Consider the following 19,551-nt stretch of genomic DNA (forward strand, 5'->3'; position numbering starts at 1 on the left):
TTCTCAGTACTTGCATTCCTATCAAATGCCGAATCAGAAAGCAAACGTGAAGATCTTGCGAGCAAAAAAAAGAAAAAGGCGGGAAAGATCCCCGCCTTTTCGTGTTCCTCCCAATCGCTATCTACCTCTACGAGAGGTGAACCACTTTGCCGAGATAGAGAATGAGGCCGGTGGAGCGCTCGCGAATGAGGAAGATGAACGGGTGGTCGACTACCATGCTCTGGGTCAGGGAAACGCCCCCTCCTGCCGGGAAGGAGGAGGGCGCGACCGTGGTGCGGCTGGGGGGAAGCGTCCCGGTGGCCACCGCGGTGACCGTCCCCCCCTCCGAGACGGAGACGTAGGCCTGGTGGAAGATGTCGCCGAGGTAGAGGTCGGTGGCGCCGTCGATCTTGGTGAAGTCGGCCTGGCCGGGAGCGAACGCGCTGGTCATTCCCAGGCTCTGCAGGATGCTCTTCATGGCCGGCGACTGGCTGAAGGAGAACTTGGGCAGGGTGAGATCGACGGTGGTCGAGTAAAGCCCCGAGGTTATGCTGCTCAGCACGGCGGGGGTGAAGGAATTAGCGAAGGTATCGAAGGTGCCGGCGGCCGGCTCGATGACCACCAGCGACAGGAGCCCTCCCGCGTACGGGAGCTCGACCGCCTTGTAGGTGGTGGTACCGGTGTACGGCATCGACGAAAAGACCGTCTGCATCTGCGGCACCGAGACGGTGGAGCCGTCACGGTTGTAGAAGGTCTTGTTAGCGGTGTTGCTCGGGTTGAAGGGAGAGGCGAGGTCGGCCTCGAACAGGGTCGCATTGGTGAGAACCATCTTGGTGGCCGCCGAGACCGAAGAGGCGGGGATCAGGTTCTGCACCAGGTTGTTGGTATTCTGAGCCACCCAGTCGTTGATGACGGTACTGGCGTTGGGGGCGGCGAAGTTCAGCTGGTGCACCCCTTCCCCGAAGTTGACCGCCAGGGTGTTGAGATAGGCGGAAAGCACCTTGGTGGTGTTCTGGGTCCAGATGGCGTTGGCGGTGACCAGGCTCGGGGTGTGGAGCCCGTTGCTCAAGGTCGAGCCGGAGGTCTCGCTGGCGACCAACAGGTCCAGTTGATCGAAGGCGGGATAGAGCAAGTCGGGCGGCAGCGAGAAGGAGAGGGCCTGCTGGATCCCGGTAAAGGTCATCCCGTTGGCGCCGGGGGCGAGCAGCAGGAAGTTCTCCGTGATGCCGTAAGGGGAGAAAAAGGTGTTGTGGTTGAGGTTTGAGTCAAGCAGCGGGAATGCCCGCAGCGCGAACTGGGTGGTCCCCGACACGGCAGTCGAATAATCGGTAGCCACCACGGCCGGAGTTGTGTTACGGGCAAGAGTCGAAATCGCGTAACTGTCACTGGTAAGAGGAACATTGGCAGTGGCTGAAGAGCCGCCTGAACCTCCGCAGCTCACTAACAGGCACAAGCTCACCATGCTGACAAAACGTACCGCAAATCTCTTCCCGATCATGACACTACCCTCCTTTACCACTGCAACAACTCCCGCGCAAAGTCGCGATTTTGGCAGGCATTGTACCACACACTCTCTCAGGCGGTCCACGAAAGAATCTAATGCCGTTTGTTTCATTGCGCCTTTGCGGTCCGCCATCCTCCTTCCGCCCATGAACGGGAGTCGTCTCTCATTACTCGCTTCTCCCTGAGACAGTTTGTCCGGGGAGATATCTGCAAGGGGACCTTCGGTTCTGTCCGTCATATCCAGCAAGTGGAGAGCGACCGGCAACGCCCCAAAAACACTAAATTAATGAAGGCTGCTACACCGGGACTTGCAGCCCCTGCGGCCTCGGCAGGTGGGGCTTTGGCGGTCGCGGCAAAAGCGGTATCTCCAAGAGATATAAACCCCAACTTTTTCCTAGTCGAAATTCAGGAAATCGTTGACCAACGCTGACTTATATACTATATTCCCCAATATTTCACTCAAGATGCAGGTACAGGCATGGCAACCGGAAAGACCATAAAACACATTTTGCTCACCGTGATGATCCTGTTGGTCGCATTGGTGGTATCTAATGAGACTCAGGCCGCGGGGTTCAGCAAGCAAAAGCTCGCCGTGCTGGAATTCGAGCAGAGCGGCAATCTTCCCAAGGACATCGGGAAGATGGTTGCCGAATGGCTCACCACCAGCCTGGTCGAGACCGGGCGCTTCGACACCATCGAGCGCAGCCTCCTCACCAAACTGATCGAAGAGCAGAAGATGAGCAACTCGGGGCTCGTCGACCACACCAGCGCCGCCCAGCTTGGGAAAATGTACGGGGTGAAGACGGTCGTCACCGGCACGGTCATGAGCTTCGACAACAAGATCGAGATCAACGCCCGCATCATCAGTGTGGAAACGGGCTCCATCCTCGCCACCGAAAAGGTGATCGGCGGCTCGGTGAGCGACCTCCGCTCCAAGGTCGACGAGATCGCCGACATGATCAACCAGGCCTTCCCGCTCTACGGCTACATCGTAAGGCGCCAGGGGAAGACGGTCACCATCGACCTCGGGCGCGTCCACGGCGTCAAGGTGGGGATGAAGATGCTCGTCTACATCAAGGGGGAGCCGATCCGGAGCAAGACCGGCGAGGTGATCGACGAGGAGATCATCGAGAAGGGACAGATCGTCATCAAGGAGGTCAAGGAGAAGGCCTCCATCGGCGAAGTCACCAACGAGAAGGAATACAACTGCGTAAACGAGCTCTGCCAGGTCCGCGGCCTGAAGAAGGACGAGGACGAGCGGCTGGAGACCGAGAACCGGATCCAGGAGCAGGAGGAGCAAAAGCGCAGGGCGGAGGCGATCAAGCAGGCCGAGACCGACAGGCGGCTTGCCGAGGAGGCCCGCAAGAAGAAGGAAGAAGAGCTGCGCGCCCGGGCGGCCGAGGAGGAGCTCCGCCGTAAGGAAGCCGCCATCAGGGCCGCCGAAGAGGAAGCCGCCAGGAAGGCTGCCGAGGAGGCCCAGCGCCAGAAGGATCTCGAGGAGGCCAAGAAAGCCGCCCTCGAGGAGGCCCGCCGCAAGCGGGAAGCGGAGCTTCTCAAGCGCAAGAAGACCGAGGAGGAGCTGCGCAAGGCCCGGGAGGAGAGGGAGCGCAAGGAACTCGACGACGCCATCACGGAACGCCGCCGGGCGCTCGCCAAGGAGCGCGAGGAGCGTGAGGCCAAGGAGCGCCAGGAGGCCGAACGCGCAGCCGCCGCCGAGCGGGCCGAAAAAGAGCGGGCCGTGGCCGCCGAGAAGGCGGAGAAGGAGCGGGTCGCCGCCGCCGAGAAGGCCGCCCGGGAGCGGAAAAAGTCCGACGACGACTGGCGCGAGAGGCTGCGCAAGGCGAAGGAGCGCAAGGCCGAGGCCGAGCGCAAGGCCGCCGAGGAAGAGAAGGCGAAGGACAAGGAGAACAACAACATCAACGTCATCCTGCCGAGCTTCTAGAGTTTTTCACCGCCCGCCGGGAAGACCAAGACCGGCCGGGCGGCAATTGCAATGTGGTGCACCAATCAACAGGAGGGGGAATGAAAAAGGTATTGTTACTGGTCTTTGTCGCATGCGCGTTTCTGGCCTTGGGAGGCACGGCCATGGCCGACGACCTCTCCTTCGGTCTCGGCGTGAAGGGGTGGTACAACGACTTCAAATTCGCCGCCAACAACTCCGGCAACAACTTCACGGTGAAGACCAAGGACCCCGCCCTGATGATCGGCCCCACCGCCAAGATCGGCTACGGCAAGTACTTCGCGGGCGTAACCTACCTCACCTCTGCCACCGACTACAAGCTGGAGAACAGCACCGAGAAAGTGAGCCGCGACGACATCGACGTCCTGGTCGGCTACATGCTGATCCCCCAGTTCGGCATCGTCGGGGGTTACAAGGCCATCTTCCTGGAAGGGAAGTACCCCGGGGGCACCGAGAAGTTCAAGAAGCAGGGTGGCGTGCTCGGCGTGACCGGCAACGTGCCGCTGCCGCTCGGGCTTGCCGTGTACGGCAACCTCGGCGGCCTCTACCTCACCCAGGAATACACCGATACCAACTTCCAGACCGACCTACTCGACCGGGACTACTACGGCTTCTCAGTCGAGGCCGGGCTTGGCTACCGCATCATCGCCGGGCTCTCTGCGAACCTCGGGTACAAGTACCAGGGGCTCTACATGATCAAGAAGCACTCCACCGATACCAGCTTTGACGAGACCTACCAGGGTCTCACCTTCGGGGTCGACTACCGCTTCTAATACAGCAAACCGTTTTGCTGCATCCGATCTGACCCGAAAGGCAGCGCCCGCAATGGACGCTGCCTTTTTTTCTGTTTCAACAAGACGACGTCCAGTCTCAATGCCATCAAGCCGTGCTTTCTCAGCTCTGCCGGCAGCGATCCGCATATATGAAAAAACGATTGAGCCAGTGTGAAACTGGCGAAAAAGCCCCGGTGAAGAAAACCGCGCTGCTGTCCGTCTAACACGGGATGGGAAACGAACAAAAATTTAGTGTTTCGGCCTGCTTCTTTTTTTGACAAGCTCCCAGTTTCGTAGTAACCTGCACGCCAAAACTGTACCGTATACAATATAAATCCTCATACGCCTTCAATCCCTTGACTCACCGCGATTGGGTGATACTTTCTTACGACAGGCGTCGCTGAATAAGGCTTTGCCAATAGCAAGTACGTGAAAGAGGAAATCCTGCTATTGCCAACGACAATTAAGGAAGTGGCGTCATGAAAATCAAAACCCTCGTCGTCCTGGCCCTAATTAGTATAATCTCACTTCTATCAACCGAAGCGCGGGCCGAGTTCAAAAAGACAAAAATCGCGGTGCTCGAATTCCAGACCCAGGGGAGCTCCGAATCGGCCGACATGGGAAGGATCGTCGCCGAATGGCTGGTGACCAGCATGGTGGAGACCGGCCGCTTCGACGTCATCGAACGCCGCCTGTTGCAGAAGATCCTCGAGGAGAGAAAACTCGCCACCTCCGGGCTGGTGGATACCCAGAGCATCACCCAGCTCGGCAAACTGCTCGGGGTCAAGACGGTCGTCACCGGGACGGTGCTCTACTTCGGCGGGACCGTGGAAATCAACGCGCGGCTGATCAGCGTGGAGACCGGCTCCATCGTGGCAGCCGAGACGGTCAAGTCGGCCAACACCTCGAAACTCAACGAGCTCATCCCGCAGATCGCGGAAAAGATCGTGCAGGCCTTCCCGCTCGAAGGATACGTGGTGCAAAGGACCCAGTCCAAGGTGGTGATCGACCTCGGCAAGATGCACGGCATCAAGCCGGGTATCCGCTTCCAGGTCTTCAAGGAAGGAGAGACCATCAGGCACCCCAAGACCGGCGAGGTGCTCGAGGTCGAGACCATCAACATAGGGGAGCTCTTGGTCACCGAGGTCAAGGAGAAGACCTCCTACGCGGAGATCACCCTGGAGACCTCGCCGGGTGCCGTCACCTACGGCCACATGGTTCGTGCCATGACCCGCGGCGAAGGCAACGAGTTCGCCAACGCGCTCCAAAAGAGCAAGGAGGCCGACGAAAAGGCCCAAAAGGCGTCCCAGGAGAAGGAAGAGGCCGAACGGCAGGCCGAGCAGTCGGCCAGGGAGAAGGAGGAGGCCGATCTCAAGGCGCAGCAGGCGGCCAAGGAGAAGGAAGAAGCCGAGATGCGCGCGCTGCAGGCCGCCGAGGCGAAGGCCGAGGCCGAGCGCAAGGCGCAGCAGGCCGCCCAGGAAAAGGCGGAAGCCGAACGGGTCTCCGCCGAACGGGCCAGGAGGATGGAGGCTGAGAAGCGGGCCATGGAAAGGCAGGCCGAGCAGCAGCGTACGGAGATGATGTTGAAGCTCGAGAAGCAGAGGCGAGAGCTCGAGGATTACAAACGCTCCATCCAGGAAAAGGCGACCGAGAAGAAGGCGACCGACTTTCTTCCCCCGGCGTTCTGATCCAGCAACCAAGAGTATATGGCCGGTGCCGCCATTGGCGGACACCCTTTATTTCAATCGCAGCCAGTACAACCAGTAAGAAGGGAGGGAAAGATGAAGAAACTTACGTTATCGCTCGCACTCGCATTCCTCGTGGCTTTCGCAGGTGTGGCCTCGGCCGAGGAGGGGATGTCCAGGCTCCTGCCCAACTCCGAGCTCGCCGCCGTCATCGGCTACAAGGCCTGGGTCGCCGACTGGAAGACCTCCGAGGAGACCATCGGCAACGCCTATTCGGGACACCAGTACAGCTCCAACACGAAGGTTCTCAACATCCCGGTGGTGAGCCTCAAGTACCAGAACGCCTTCGTTTCCGGCAGCTTCATCCCGGAGACCGAATTCAAGTTCACCGACTTCACCGACGGCTCCACCTTCAACGGTAAACGGTCCGAGTGGGATGCCCAGGTCGGCTATTTCCTCTGGTCACCGGTCGCCGTGACCGTTGGGTACAAGAGCATCACCCAGAAGTTCGGCTCCCTCAAGTACGAGTTCGGCGGGCCCACCATCGGCATCTCCGGCAAGGCTGACATCAAGTACGGCCTGGCCTTCTACGGTTCCGGCGGCTTCGGCTGGCTCGACGTCGACCGCAAAGGGAGCCTCGGGACCGACAAGGGCGACTCCAACTACTTCCTCGGCGAGCTCGGCCTGGCCTACAAGCCGCAGGCTCTGCCGCTGTCGGTCCAGGTCGGTTACCGCCTCCAGTACGTCGACACCAAGTACAATAAAAACGGTCTCGGCGAGAACACCGACATCACCCGCGGCCTCGTGGCCGGTCTCAACCTGATCTTCTAGAAGACGACCCCGCAAAAGGCAAAAAAGACCGGCCCTCCTCGACGGGGGGCCGGTCTTTTTTTTGGTGCCGGGGGAAAGGGCGCGAGTAGTTCAGGTCGCGACCCGTTTGAAGTAGGAAAGGAACTCCTCGCCGGAGAGGTACTCCTTTCTGACCAGGTGCTCGACGCTGCGGGTCATGGCGGTGCGCTCGCCCGGTTTCATGGAGTCTTTCAGCAGCACGAAGAACGGGATGTTGCGGGTCTGCGGGTAGAGCAGGAAGCGGTGCATGAGGTCGAAGGCGGCCATGTCGGCCAACTGGAGCGAGCAGAAGATCATGTAGGGATGGATGAGGGTCCCGAGCGCCACCGCCTCCTTGCCGGTATAGGCGTTCACCACCTCGAAGCCGAGCCCCTCGACCGTCTTCTGGACCCCCTCCTCGCCGCGCCTGGTGACGATCATGGCCTGCAGGTCGTAATCCTCCGACTCGTCGGCCAACCCGTACTGGCGGAGCTTCTTGGCGAGGTACCCCTCTTCGAGCGGAAGCGTGAAGAACCCTGCCACCCTCATCACCTCGCCGATCTCCCCCGCCTCGCTCAGATAAAGCGGCAGCACCGGAATCTCGCGGGTGGCGGGATTGGCCTTGAGGGATAGGAGGACACTCCAGCCGTCGTCGGACCAGGGTGAGATGTCGAGGAGCACGGCGCGGGGGGTGCAGACCGCGAGTTCCTCCAGCTTGGCGGTACGGCAGCGAATCCCACCCTTGGCGAGGTACCCGCAGACCACGTTCCCCCGCTCCGGACGGTCACCCAGCCCCATCACCCAGAGCTCCCTCTCGTCACATTCGATTGTTTTTACGCCATGTGGTCTCATGAATTTAATAAATAACATATTTTCTGGGCAGAGCAAGCAAAAGGTTAACCAGGTTGAAATGCGGCGCGAGATATGCTACCAATCCCAGATCGCCAATAATTTCAGCAGGAGAGAGCCATGTCCAGCAAGGTGTACTTCGCCGACATGCGGGCCGGAGCCCGCGAGAACCTTTTCGACAAGATCGGGAGACTAATGAAGGAAGCGGGACTCGCCTCCTGCGTGCACGAGGGGGAGCTGGTGGCGGTCAAGGTCCACTTCGGGGAGAAGGGTAACCACACCTTCATCAGGCCGATTTTCCTGCGGCGGGTGGTGGACGAGATCAAGGGGTGCGGCGCCCTCCCCTTTTTGACCGACTCCTCGACCCTCTACCCGGGGCAGCGCAAGGAAGCGGTATCTGCGCTCGCCTGCGCGGTCGAAAACGGCTTCGCCTACGCCGTGGTGGGGGCTCCCCTCGTCATGTGCGACGGGCTCAAAGGGCATAGCGCCCGCGACGTCGAGGTGAACGGCGAGATCCTGAAGAAGGTCAACATCGGCGCCGAGATCCTGGAGGCGGACGCCCTGGTGGCGGTGTCCCATTTCAAGTGCCACGAGCTGACCGGCTTCGGCGGGACCCTGAAGAACCTCGGGATGGGGTGCTCCAGCCGGACCGGCAAGATGCAGCAGCACTCGACGGTGGCGCCCAAGGTGGCCGAGAAGTACTGCAACGGCTGCTCCGTCTGCCTCAAATCCTGCGCCCATGCCGCCATTACCATACTGGAGGGTAAGGCGAAGATCGACCCCGAGCTCTGCGTCGGCTGCAGCCGCTGCATCACCGCCTGTGTGAGGAAGGCGATCAACATCCAGTGGAACGAGAGCGCCTCGCTCGTCATGCGGAAGATGGCCGAGTATGCCGCCGGGGCGTTGCACGGCAAGAAGGGAAAGACCCTCTTTCTAAACTTCATCACCCAGGTTTCCCCCGCCTGCGACTGCTACGGGCACGCCGATGCCCCGATCGTGAACGACATCGGGATCTGCGCCTCCACCGATCCGGTGGCGCTCGACCAGGCCTGCGCCGACCTGGTCAATAACGCCCGTGGCAACCAGGACACCGCGCTTGCCAGCGGGCACGAGCCGGGAGGCGACAAGTTCAGAGGGGTACACCCGGAGATCGACTGGGAAGTGCAGCTCGAGCACGCGGAGAAGATAGGAGTCGGGGTGAGGGAGTACGAACTGGTTAAAATCTGAAAGGGATTAGAACACGGATGACACGGATTGGGCGGATAAAGGCGGACCAGGCTTAAAGGCAAATCCACCCTGTCCCCCCTTTAACAAGGGGGGGGACTCGTTGCCGCGCTCTCTTGGCAATTTCTTCTGATGCCAGCAAAAAAGAAAAGGCACCGACGCGTACTACGTCCGGTGCCTTTTCTTTGTTATGACTCTCAGCCTTTGAACTTACCCCAAAAGCCTCGTTCTTGATTCTGGTTTAATCCGCGTAAATCCGCTCAATCCGCGTCATCCGCGTTCCATTGCCTTGGTTTTCCCTCTGCCCTTATCCGCCCTTAACGCTACTTCAGGAAGCCGAACTTCTTCATCCGGTACCTGAATGCGTCGATGCCGAGGTTCAGCTTCTTGGCGGCCTTGGACTGGTTCCAGTCGGTCATCTCCAGGGACTGCTTGATCAGCTCCCGCTCGACTTCCTCGATGTCGATCCCCTCCGGCGGCAGCTTGAAGGTCGCCATCGGGACGGTCACCTGCGACGCCTTGGCCACGATCTCCAGCGGGAGGTTCTCCAACAGCAGGTTCTCGTCGTTGCCGAGGATGATCGCCCTCTCGATGACGTTTTTCAGCTCGCGGATGTTGCCGGGCCAGTTGTACTCGACCAGGAGCTTCTCCGCCATGCTGGAGATCCCCTTCACCTGCTTGTTGAACTCCCTGCCGAACACCTCGATGAAGTGGTTGGCCAGGACCAGGATGTCTTCCTTGCGCTCACGCAGGGCCGGGAGGAAGATCGGGATGACCTGCAGACGGTAGTAGAGGTCGTTTCTGAAGCTCTTATCCTCGATCGCCTTCAGGAGGTCCTTGTTGGTCGCCGAGATGATCCTGACGTCCACCGGGATGCTCTTGGTCCCGCCGATCCTCCGGAAGGTCCTGTCCTCCAAAAAGCGCAGGAGCTTGGCCTGCATCCCGATTTCCATGTCCCCGATCTCGTCGAGGAAGACGGTGCCGCCGTCGGCCAGCTCGAAGAGACCCTTCTTGGAGGTCTTGGCGTCGGTGAAGGCGCCCTTCTCATGGCCGAAGAGCTCGCTCTCCAAAAGGGTGGCCGGCACCGCGGCGCAGTTGATCGCCACGAACGGCTTGTCGGAGCGGGCCGACTCGTAGTGGATCCACTTGGCAACCAGCTCCTTGCCGGTCCCGGACTCGCCCTGCACGAGCACGGTGGAGGCGTCGCTCTTGGCGACCTTGGCCATCATGTCGAGCACGTTGCGCATGTGCTTCGAGCTCCCGAGGATCTTCGGGGGGCCGAGCTTCTTGTGCTCGCTCCTGAGCTGCACCACCTCGCGGCGCAGGTCCTGGGTCTCCAAGGCCTTCCTGATGACGATCGACATCTCGTCCAGGTTGAACGGTTTGTTGATGTAGTCGTAGGCGCCGTGGCGCATGGTGTTCACCGCGGTCTCCAGCCCTCCCTGGGCGGTGACCATGATGACCACGATGTCCTCGTCGTACTCTTTCAGGCGCTGCAGCACCTCCAGCCCGTTGATCCCGGGGAGGTGATAGTCCAAGAGCACCAGTTCCGGCTGTTCCTCGCGGGCGAGCCTCAGCGCGTCCTCGCCGGTTCCCGCCGTGCAGACTTCGTACCCCTGCTTCTTGAGATTCTGCTCCAACGACCACCGGATGAGGTGTTCGTCGTCAACTACCATGATCTTCGTCTTGCGCATTGATGCTCCTTGGCTTGATCTTGGTCAGGTTGGAGTCGTCGCCGAGGTGTCGGGACGCCCGGCAGTTGCCGGGTCGATGGCATCCTCCCCGGGGGGAAGCTCCTTGACGGGAGTAATGCCGCACTTTCCTTCCGGGTGGAAGGCGGGAAGTTCTACGGTGAAGGTGGTCCCCTTGCCGTCCTCGCTCACCACCGACAGGCGCCCCCCGTGCTGGTCGATCAGCCGGTGGCAGATCGGCAGCCCAAGGCCGGTTCCCTGCGCCTTGGTGGTGAAGAAAGGGGTGAAGATCTTTTCCAGGATCTGGGGAGGGATCCCCTGCCCGGTGTCGGTCACCAGGATCTGCACCATGTCGACGCCGTCCACCCGGGTGATCCCGCTCTTCACGGTCAGGGTCCCCCCCTGCTGCATCGCCTGCACCGCGTTCAAAAAGAGGTTCAGGAAGACCTGCTGCATCTGCTTGGGATCGACGTAGACCGGCGGGAGGTCGGGATCGAGCTGGAGGACCTTCTCGATGTTCTTCCCCCCGCGGTGCTGGGCGGCGAAGACCAGGGTCTTCTGGATGGTGTGGTTGAGGTCGGTGCAGGACGGCTCGGGGGCGGTCGGCTTCCCGAAGAAGAGGAGGTCGTTGACCGTCTTGTCCAGCCGGGAGATCTGCTCCAGCACCTCGTTGATGATCATGGCCCGCGGATCGTCGGAGGTGAAGTCGTCCTTCAAGACCGTGATGGCGGCGGCGATCCCGGTCAGGGGGTTCTTGATCTCGTGGGCGATGCCGGCCGCCATCTCCCCCACCGAGGCGAGCCGGTCGGCGCGCTCCATCTGCTGGAAGTGGAACGCCTCCAGCTCCTTCTTGGCGCTGTCGAGCCTCCCCACCATGGAGTCGAAGCTCTTGATCAGCTGCCCGATCTCGTCCTTGCCGTGGGAGGTCATGCGGACCGAGAGGTCTCCCGCCTCGACCTTGGCCATGTTGTCGCTCATCCGGACCAGCGGCCTCTTGATGAACTTCACCATGACGAACGAGATGGCGAGCGAGAGGAAGGAGATGATGGCCAGGGTGGAAAGGATGAAGAGGTTGGTGAGCTCCACGATCCTCTTGCGGGTCTCCACCAGCGAGTAGTTGACGTTCAGAAGGCCGATGATACGGCTCTTGTCGCCGTGGCAGAGGTTGCACTGGCGGTCGTTGTAGATCGGCTTCACCATCCCGAGCACCTCGCCGTGCCCGTCCAGGTTGAAGACCCCCTCCCGCTTGTTCTCGAGGAAGAGCTTGAAGTCGCGCTCGTCCACCATGTGCCCGACCTCGCCGGGCTGGGAGGACTTGAGGATCACCCCGTGGGGATGGAAGATACGGACGCCGACCAGCTTCTCGTTTTGCCCCACCATCTCCAGGATGACCTGGACGTCCTCGGTGTTGCCGATCCGCATGGAGTTGTAGACGCTGCGCTCGATGGTGTTGAGGAGGAGTTCGCTGGACTCCCGGGCGGAGTTCAACAGCTGCCGCTGCTCACGCCGCAGGGTGAGGAAGGCGAAGGTGCTGATACCGAAGACCAAAAGGCAGATCGATAGCACGATGACGCGAGTTGTCAGGCTCTTGAAGATCAGTGATGCCTCCGGAAAGAGTCTCGGATTGTCCGCGCGTCAGGCGGCATGAAAACGACCGGCCCCGCCGGTCACGGTCTGTTCTGGGATCCGGGGCCGTTAGGCTGGGACCCGGTGGAGTCGGAGCCGGTCGGCAGCCCGCCGGGACTGCTGGTGGAAAGCCCCTTGATCTGGCCGCCGGCGCCGATCGGCTTGGGCCAGTGGATGCAGATGAACTCCCACTCGCTGTAGCTCTTCTTCCCCTCGAAATCGGCGAAGTCGAAGTCGAGCCAGAAGTTCTCCCGCCCCTGCCTGATCGGCTTTTCCGCGGAGGTGCTCTTCACGCCGATGATCCGCTGGTTGGCGTCCTTGATGACGTCGAACTCCTTGTCCTTCCCCGGGAACATCGGATCCTTGTAGAGCTTCCGGATGCACGGCTTGGGCTTGAGGCCGGTTCCCTTCAGGAGATCCTTCAGGTCGGTCAGGCGCGGCGCATCGTTGGGGATGGTCTGGGGGTAGACGGGATAGCCGGTGGTGGACGAGGTCCCCTGGGGCTGTCCCGCGGTGCCGGTCGGCGTGCTCGGGACGCCGTTGGGCCAGTACCAGCGCCTGAGGGCCTCCATGTACTGGTGACCGCGCCACAGGAGCTCGGTCTCCCTTTCACGCTGCATCTGCGTCTTCCAGACCATCGCCGTGCGGGACGCCATCAGCGCCAGGATCACCACCATGACCAAGGCGCCGATGTAGGTCACACCGGAAGAGGATGCCAGCGTACGCCGGATCATTTCTTCCTCGAAACGATCTCCCTGGCTTCCTCGACCAGCGTCTCGGCGTTGAGGCCGAAGTACTTGAGGAGTTCGTCCGACTTGCCGGAGATGCCGAAGCGGTCGTGGATGCCGACCCGCTTCATGAGGGTCGGGCACTCCTCGCCCAAAAGCTCGGCCACCGCGCCGCCCAGGCCACCCACCACGGAATGCTCCTCGGCGGTGACGATGGCGCCGGTCTCGCGGGCGGCCTTGAGGACGAGCTCCTTGTCGAGCGGCTTCACGGTGCCGATGTGCACCACGCGGGCGGAGATGCCGTCGGCCTGGAGCTTTTCGGCGGCGATCACCGCCTGGGCGGTCATGAGGCCGGTGGTCACCAAGGTGACGTCGCTGCCGTCGACCAGCTGGACCCCCTTGCCGATCTCGAACTGGTGGCCGGCCGGGAAGACGTTGGGGACCTTGTTGCGCCCCAGGCGGACGTAGACCGGCCCCTTGTACTGGGCGGCGGCCCGGATGGCCCCCTTGGTCTCCTCGCCGTCGGCCGGCACGATGACGGTCATGTTCGGGATGGCGCGCATGATGGCGACGTCCTCGACCGACTGGTGGCTCCCGCCGTCCTCGCCGACGGTGACCCCGCCGTGGGTGGCGACGATCTTCACGTTGGCCTTCGGGTAGCAGACCGACTGGCGGATCTGCTCCCAGGCGCGGCCGGCCGCGAAGATGGCGAAGGTGGAGAGGAAGGGGATCTTGCCGACCGAGGCGAGCCCGGCGGCGGTCCCGACCATGTTGGCCTCGGCGATCCCCATGTTGAAGAAGCGGTTGGGGAATTTCTTGGCGAAGACCCCGGTCTTGGTGGAGCCGGAAAGGTCGGCGTCCAGTGCCACTATATTCTCGTTCTCGGCGCCGAGCTCCGCGAGAGCCTCGCCGTAAGCGTCCCTAGTTGCAATCATGTCGTCGTATCCTTTCTCTAGTCAAAGCAGCCAAGGCACTTGAGGGCCTCGGGAAGCTCTTCGTCGTTGGGGGTGACACCGTGGTAGGAGGCCTTGTTCTCGAAGAGATGGACACCCTTGCCCTTGACGGTCTTGGCCACGATGGCGGTGGGGGCACCCTTGAAGGCCTCGGCCTCGTCCAGCGCCGAGAGGATCTGCCCCATGTCGTGGCCGTCGATCTCGATCACGTTCCAGCCGAAGGCGGCGAACTTGGCGGCGATGGACTCGACGTTCATCACCTTGGAGACCTGGCCGTCGATCTGCAGCCCGTTGGCGTCGATCATGGCGCAGAGGTTGTCGCTGCCGTAGTGGGCGGCGGCCATGGCGGCCTCCCAGATCTGCCCTTCCTGGAGCTCACCGTCGCCCAGGACCGCGTAGACCCGGTTCTCCTTGCCGTCCAGCTTAAGTCCCAGCGCCATGCCGTTGGCCATGGAGAGACCCTGCCCGAGCGAGCCGGTGCAGACGTCGACCCCCGGGGTCCCCTTGGAATCCGGGTGCCCCTGGAGATGGCTCCCCAGGCGGCGGAGCATCATCAGGTCCTCGCTCGGGAAGTACCCGCACTCGGCCAGGGTGACGTAGAGGGCCGGGGCGGCATGCCCCTTGGAGAGCACGAAGCGATCCCTGCCGTCCCAGGCGGGGTCGGCGGGGTTGTGGCGCATCTTGTGGAAATAGAGGGCGCACACCATGTCGATCGCGGAGAGCGATCCGCCGGTGTGGCCGGACTGCGACTTGTGCAGGGTTTTCACGATGGCGACCCGCAGCCGCCTCGCCTTCTCTTCCAGCTCTGCAATCTTTTCTTTCACGAAGATTCCTTTCAGGATGGCTTTATTTTTCCTCGCCGGTGATCAGGTAATCGAGGATCACCTCATCGAGGCTGCGTTTGGAGGGGGAAGGCGAGGGAGTGGTCTGCTGAGGGGTTGCCGCCGTCCGGGCTCCGGCGGGCGGCTGGGAAGCGGCCAGATGGCCCGGAGCTGCTCCCTGGCCGGCGGAAGCGGCGGGAGCGGATGCCGACCTGGTCAGGTGCGGCGCGTGATGGGCATGGGGAGCGCCCTTCTCCTGCACGGCGGCCGGCTGGGCAGCGGGTGCGGCCTCCGGCTTTGCGGCAGGAGCCTGGGCGGCAGGGGCCTCGGCCGCGGCCGGCGCCTCACCGGCATTTTGCGCTGCCTGTCCGAAGATGCGGGCATCGAACTCGCCGCTTTTAAGGCGGCGCATCATGTCCTTGTGCTGCTCCTTCATGATCGACTCGACCACGGTTTCCAACTGGTCCACCTTGATGATGTCCGCGTAGCTGGTCTTGGACGAGGCGATGATGGTCCCTTTGCGATATAGCAGGGTGATGATATGCGGATTGGCCTTGCCACTGTCCTCGGTCTGGACGTGGAAAACCTCCCCTTTGTAGCCGATGTTGTGGTTGAATCCTAACACCATCACTCTACCCTCTACGCCAAATGGCGTACCGAGCGCAAGTTAGCACAGCGCACGCGGTGTTGCAAGCGATATTCGATGTGGAAAACTTCGTTGCCTTTTCCCAAAACCGTTTATTTTGCCAGCAGTTTCTTGATCCGCTCCACCGCCTCCATGGCGTCCTTGGCGTAGAGGTCGGCGCCGATCTCGTTGGCGTATTCCTGCGTCACCACCGCGCCCCCGACCATGGTGAAGGTCTTCACCCCTTCTTCCCTCAGGAGCTTCACCACCACTTCCATCTGGGCCATGGTGGTGGTCATCAGGGCGGAGAGCCCCACCGCGTCCACCTGGTGGCGGCGGGCCTCCTCGAGGATGCGCCCCGAGGAGACGTTCTTGCCGAGGTCGATCACCTCGAAGCCGTGGTTTTCCAGCAGGGTGCAGACGATGTTCTTGCCGATGTCGTGGATGTCCCCCTCGACGGTGGCCATAATGATCTTCCCTAGGCTCACCATCGAGCCGGCCTTCATCTCCTTCTTGAGCCTTACGAAGGCGGCCTTCATGGTGTCGGCGGAGACCATCACCTGCGGGAGGAAGAAGATCCCGCTCCCGAAGCGGCGCCCGACTTCCTCGAGCCCCTTCAAGAGCCCCTCGGTGCTGATCTCCATCGGGGTAAGCCCCTCGGCGAGCGCCTCCTCCACCAGGGCGCTCACCCCTTCCAGCTCCCCTTCGATGATGGCGCGGGCGAGCCGGCCGCGGATCCCTTCCGGCTCGGCGACCGCCGGGGCGGCGGCAGCCTGAAGCTGGGTTCCCTTGTAGGCGTCGATGTAGCGGACGGCGTTCACGTCCTTCCCCAAAAGGACCATGGCGCTTCGCCAGGCAGCCATCATCGCCTCCTCCTTCGGGTTCACGATGGCGGCGGTGAGCCCGGAGAGCATGGCCATCGAGAAGAAGGTGGAGGAGATGAGCGGACGGCAGGGAAGGCCGAAGGAGATGTTGCTCACGCCCAGCACGGTGTTGAGACCGAGCTCCTCGCGCACGCGCCTGATCGCCTCCAGGGTCACCAGGGCACCCTTCTGCTCGGCGCTCACGGTGAGGGTCAGGCAGTCGACCACGAGGTCGCTCTTGGGAATCCCGTACTCGGCCGCGCGGGCGGCGATTTTAGCGGCGACGGCCACCCGGCCGTCGGCGGTGGCCGGGATCCCGGATTCGTCGAGGGTCAGGCAGACCAGGGCGGCGCCGTATTTCTTGGCGAGCGGGAGGACGGCGGCAAGGCTCTTCTCCTCACCGTTCACCGAGTTGATGAGGACCTTGCCGTCGGCGGCCTTGAGTCCCGCCTCGAGCGCCACCGGCGATGAGGAGTCGAGAACCAGCGGGGTCTGGACGGCACCGGTGATGCAGAAGACCGCCCGCTCCATGCAGGCGGGCTCGTCGACGCCGGGGGCCCCGACGTTGACGTCCAGAAGGGTAGCACCCAGGGTGGTCTGCTCCAGCGCCTCGCGCCGGATGTAGCTCACCTTCCCTTCCCTGAGCTCCTGGGAATAGAGTTTCTTGCCGGTCGGGTTGATCCGCTCGCCGATGACCGCCAGCGGGAAGTCGCGCCCGATGGGGGCGAAGGAGCCGCGGCTGGAGATCCAGGTGGTGCCGTTACCGGGAGCGCGCTCGAAGCGTCCCTCCCTTCCCGAAAGCGCCTTCTTCATGGCGGAGATATGGGCGGGAGTGGTGCCGCAGCAGCCGCCGATGATCCGGACACCGAGCTCGACGAAGCGGGCGTGGTAGGCGGTCATCTCCTCCGGGGTAGCCGGGAAGACGGTGACGCCCTCCTTGAGGATCGGGAGACCGGCATTGGCCTGGCAGATGAGCGGCAGCGTGGTGACCTTGCGCATGGCGGTCAGGATGTCGTACATCCCGTCCACCCCGAGGCCGCAGTTGGAGCCGATGATGGAGGCACCCGCGGCCTCCAGGGTGATGGCGGCCGCCTCGGGAGGGGAGCCGAGCACGCTTCTCCCCTTCTCCTCGAAGGTGAGCATGGCGATGACCGGGATGTCGGCATCGATCTCGCGGATGGCGATCACCGCCGCCCGGATCTCCTTGATGTCGAGGAAGGTCTCCAGGGTGATCAGGTCGCAGCCCGCCTCGATGAGGGCGGCCGCCTGCTCGCGGAAGATGCCGGCCATGGCGTCGAAGGAGAGATCCCCCACCGGCTCCACGAAGCGCCCCGTCGGTCCGATGGAGCCGGCCACGTAGGCCTTCTCCCCCGCCACCTCGCGGGCGAGCTTCACCGCCGCCTTGTTGATCTCCGCCACCCGGTCGCCCAGGCCGTAGTGCTCGAGCTTGGCGGAAGAGCCGCCGAAGGTGTTGGTCACGATGATGTCGGCGCCCGCCTCCAGGTAGGCCGCGTGCACCCCGGCCACCACCTCCGGTGCGGCCAGGTTCATTTCTTCGGGGGACTGCCCCGGCTTCAGGCCGCGCGCCTGCAGCATGGTACCCATCGCCCCGTCCAGCACCAGCACCCGCTCTTCCAACGCCTTCATGAACGGCATCATGTAAACCTCCAAAGAAACAAGTTCTAAACCAAGTTCTATGTTCTAGGTTCTAAGTTAGAAACCCGATTGACTGTTGCATCATGTGGTACGTGCGGATAAAGCGAAACCGGCACTCTCTTTGTCGAGGCAGGGAGCCCTGCCGTGACCGTGAGAGGCCGGCATTAAATATTCACAGAGTCCCTGGTTCCAACGTAGAACATAGAACGTAGAACCTAGAACTTGTTCTTGTTTAGAACTTCTTTTCGTACTCCGGCGCCACCGGCCCTTTCAGGTCGAGCTTGCCGACCGCGTCGAGCGGTGCCCCGTCGACCAGGATCTGCACCGCCTTCACCTGCGGGAAGTTGGCGGTCACCGAATCCACTATTGAATAGACGGTGGGAACCGCCTGCCCGGGCTGGGCCATGAATTCCTTGAGCTCGCCGGTGAAATCCACCTGGGCCACCGGCCCGTTGAGCTTCACCCCGATCACCCTTACGTTGGAGGGGAGGGTCGCGGAGAGTCCACCGAGGGGACCGCTGATGAGCTCGTCGACCACACTCTCGATGCCGTCCTCGACCCCCTCCTCGATCTCGATCTCGCGCCCCTCGCGGACCAGGCTCTTGCCGTCCGGGGAGGCGAAGAAAAGGGTCGCCACCACGCTCCCCGCAGGCTCCTCCTGCGCGGCGGCCGGCGGAGCGGTATGGGTGGTGGCCTGGTACTTCCTGGCCAGCAGCCCGCCGATCACCACCGCGAACAGCAGAAAGGAGATCAGCAGGATGCCCTTGGCTTTGCTAGTACGCTTCTTCAAGGCTGCCTCCGGACTGGAGATCCTGCTCCAGGTCGACCTGGTAGACGTCGCCGAGGTTCCCCCCCAGGAAGCGGTTGCCGACCCTGATGAAGCCGGCGGGGACGTCGGTGACGTAGTAATGATGATTCCCCAGCTCCCCCTTCGGGCGAAGGAGGTCCTGCTCCCCCAGGATCCCCGCCACGGTCAGGGTGGTCTCCTCGGCGGAATCGACCAGGGTGACCCCGGGTCCCATGACCTCGGCGATCACCTTCTTGAGGATCGGATAGTGGGTGCAGCCGAGCACCAGGGTATCGGCCCCCTGCTCCCTGAGGTCGCCCAGGTAGATCCTGGCGGTCAGCCTCGCCACCTCGTTGTCCACCCACCCTTCCTCGGCCAGCGGCACGAAGAGCGGGCAGGCGCGGGTCACCACCTCGATGTCCGGGTTGATCCTCTTGATGGCCTTGGTGTAGGCGCTCGATCCGATGGTCCCCGCGGTGCCGATGACCCCGACCTTCCCGGTCCTGGTCGCCGCGACCGCCGCTTTCGCCCCCGGCTCGATCACCCCCACCACCGGGAACGGGAGCTCGGCGCTGAGCGAGGCGAGCGCCACCGCGGAGGCGGTGTTGCAGGCGACCACCAGGAGCTTGATGTCCTGGCTCTGCAGGTAATGGGCGATCTGATGCGAGTAGCGGATCACCGTCTCGGGCGATTTGGTTCCGTAGGGAACCCGGGCGGTGTCCCCCAGGTAGATGGTATCCTCCTGGGGAAGGACCCGGACGATCTCCTTGAGAACCGTCAGTCCGCCTACCCCGGAGTCGAAAATGCCGATTGCTTTCCAGTTCAACTTAACCGCTCTCCCTGCTCTATCTTGGAGTCGTGAAATACGGCGATTGCCTCTCAAAGGCGCCGCGTTTCGTTCCTCGACGCGACCTACCGGATGCTACATTGAGCTAGACACGTAGGTTGCGTTGAACGGTTTCATCGTGAGACGCAACATTTCCTCTTAAGGCGTCGCGTT

17 protein-coding genes are annotated in these 19,551 nt (G+C 62.3%); 5 read left to right on the forward strand and 12 right to left on the reverse strand.

Annotated features, from left to right (window positions below; genetic code table 11):
• Nucleotides 1–127: 127 nt before the first annotated feature.
• Nucleotides 128–1,477, reverse strand: coding sequence for a serpin family protein (locus ACYVL5_RS18805; protein ID WP_460597112.1), 1,350 nt, complete (start codon nucleotides 1,475–1,477; stop codon nucleotides 128–130).
• 483 nt (nucleotides 1,478–1,960) lie between these two features.
• Here ACYVL5_RS18805 and ACYVL5_RS18810 point away from each other — a divergent pair, with 483 nt between their 5' ends.
• Nucleotides 1,961–3,424 carry a FlgO family outer membrane protein gene (locus tag ACYVL5_RS18810; RefSeq protein ID WP_460597113.1) on the forward strand — a complete coding sequence of 488 codons (1,464 nt, stop codon included), beginning with the start codon at nucleotides 1,961–1,963 and terminating at the stop codon, nucleotides 3,422–3,424.
• Nucleotides 3,425–3,504: 80 nt separating this feature from the next.
• Nucleotides 3,505–4,215 (forward strand): hypothetical protein, encoded by a 711-nt coding sequence (locus tag ACYVL5_RS18815; RefSeq protein WP_460597114.1) that lies wholly within the window; start codon nucleotides 3,505–3,507, stop codon nucleotides 4,213–4,215.
• Here ACYVL5_RS18815 and ACYVL5_RS18820 read toward each other — a convergent pair.
• A complete protein-coding gene (locus ACYVL5_RS18820; RefSeq protein WP_460597115.1) occupies nucleotides 4,212–4,544 on the reverse strand; it encodes a hypothetical protein in 333 nt (110 codons plus the stop codon). The genes ACYVL5_RS18815 and ACYVL5_RS18820 overlap by 4 nt on opposite strands.
• Nucleotides 4,545–4,694: 150 nt before the next feature.
• Here ACYVL5_RS18820 and ACYVL5_RS18825 point away from each other — a divergent pair, with 150 nt between their 5' ends.
• Nucleotides 4,695–5,903, forward strand: a complete 1,209-nt coding sequence (locus ACYVL5_RS18825) for a FlgO family outer membrane protein (RefSeq protein ID WP_460597116.1) — start codon at nucleotides 4,695–4,697, stop codon at nucleotides 5,901–5,903.
• A gap of 93 nt (nucleotides 5,904–5,996) precedes the next feature.
• Nucleotides 5,997–6,731, forward strand: a complete 735-nt coding sequence (locus ACYVL5_RS18830; protein WP_460597117.1) for a hypothetical protein — start codon at nucleotides 5,997–5,999, stop codon at nucleotides 6,729–6,731.
• A gap of 90 nt (nucleotides 6,732–6,821) precedes the next feature.
• Here ACYVL5_RS18830 and ACYVL5_RS18835 read toward each other — a convergent pair whose 3' ends face one another.
• Complete coding sequence (locus tag ACYVL5_RS18835; RefSeq protein WP_460597118.1) at nucleotides 6,822–7,526, reverse strand: response regulator; 705 nt, start codon at nucleotides 7,524–7,526, stop codon at nucleotides 6,822–6,824.
• A 171-nt stretch (nucleotides 7,527–7,697) separates the two neighbouring features.
• Here ACYVL5_RS18835 and ACYVL5_RS18840 point away from each other — a divergent pair, with 171 nt between their 5' ends.
• Nucleotides 7,698–8,804, forward strand: coding sequence for a DUF362 domain-containing protein (locus tag ACYVL5_RS18840; protein WP_460597119.1), 1,107 nt, complete (start codon nucleotides 7,698–7,700; stop codon nucleotides 8,802–8,804).
• Between the two features lie 320 nt (nucleotides 8,805–9,124).
• On the opposite strand, the gene ACYVL5_RS18845 is transcribed toward ACYVL5_RS18840, so the two are convergent.
• The 9 genes from ACYVL5_RS18845 to murI form a co-directional block, all read right to left on the reverse strand.
• Entirely contained in the window at nucleotides 9,125–10,495 is a 1,371-nt protein-coding gene (locus ACYVL5_RS18845; protein WP_460597120.1) for a sigma-54-dependent transcriptional regulator, read from the reverse strand.
• Nucleotides 10,496–10,519: 24 nt separating this feature from the next.
• Entirely contained in the window at nucleotides 10,520–12,058 is a 1,539-nt protein-coding gene (locus ACYVL5_RS18850; RefSeq protein ID WP_460597121.1) for a sensor histidine kinase, read from the reverse strand.
• Nucleotides 12,059–12,159: 101 nt separating this feature from the next.
• Nucleotides 12,160–12,852, reverse strand: coding sequence for a type II secretion system protein (locus tag ACYVL5_RS18855; protein WP_460597122.1), 693 nt, complete (start codon nucleotides 12,850–12,852; stop codon nucleotides 12,160–12,162).
• The gene (locus ACYVL5_RS18860; protein ID WP_460597123.1) at nucleotides 12,849–13,781 is read right to left on the reverse strand and encodes a transketolase family protein; all 933 of its coding nucleotides are present in this window, start codon (nucleotides 13,779–13,781) and stop codon (nucleotides 12,849–12,851) included. The genes ACYVL5_RS18855 and ACYVL5_RS18860 overlap by 4 nt, the downstream gene beginning before the upstream one ends.
• Nucleotides 13,782–13,798: 17 nt before the next feature.
• Nucleotides 13,799–14,623, reverse strand: coding sequence for a transketolase (locus ACYVL5_RS18865; protein WP_460597124.1), 825 nt, complete (start codon nucleotides 14,621–14,623; stop codon nucleotides 13,799–13,801).
• Between the two features lie 22 nt (nucleotides 14,624–14,645).
• Entirely contained in the window at nucleotides 14,646–15,248 is a 603-nt protein-coding gene (locus tag ACYVL5_RS18870) for a hypothetical protein (RefSeq protein ID WP_460597125.1), read from the reverse strand.
• Nucleotides 15,249–15,358: 110 nt separating this feature from the next.
• Nucleotides 15,359–17,764, reverse strand: coding sequence for a homocysteine S-methyltransferase family protein (locus ACYVL5_RS18875; protein ID WP_460597142.1), 2,406 nt, complete (start codon nucleotides 17,762–17,764; stop codon nucleotides 15,359–15,361).
• A gap of 232 nt (nucleotides 17,765–17,996) precedes the next feature.
• Complete coding sequence (locus ACYVL5_RS18880) at nucleotides 17,997–18,554, reverse strand: GerMN domain-containing protein (protein ID WP_460597126.1); 558 nt, start codon at nucleotides 18,552–18,554, stop codon at nucleotides 17,997–17,999.
• Entirely contained in the window at nucleotides 18,538–19,377 is an 840-nt protein-coding gene (murI, locus tag ACYVL5_RS18885) for a glutamate racemase (RefSeq protein ID WP_460597127.1), read from the reverse strand. Before murI ends, ACYVL5_RS18880 begins: the two co-directional genes overlap by 17 nt.
• Between the last annotated feature and the right edge of the window lie 174 nt (nucleotides 19,378–19,551).

This window comes from Geomonas sp. Red276 (assembly GCF_054784495.1).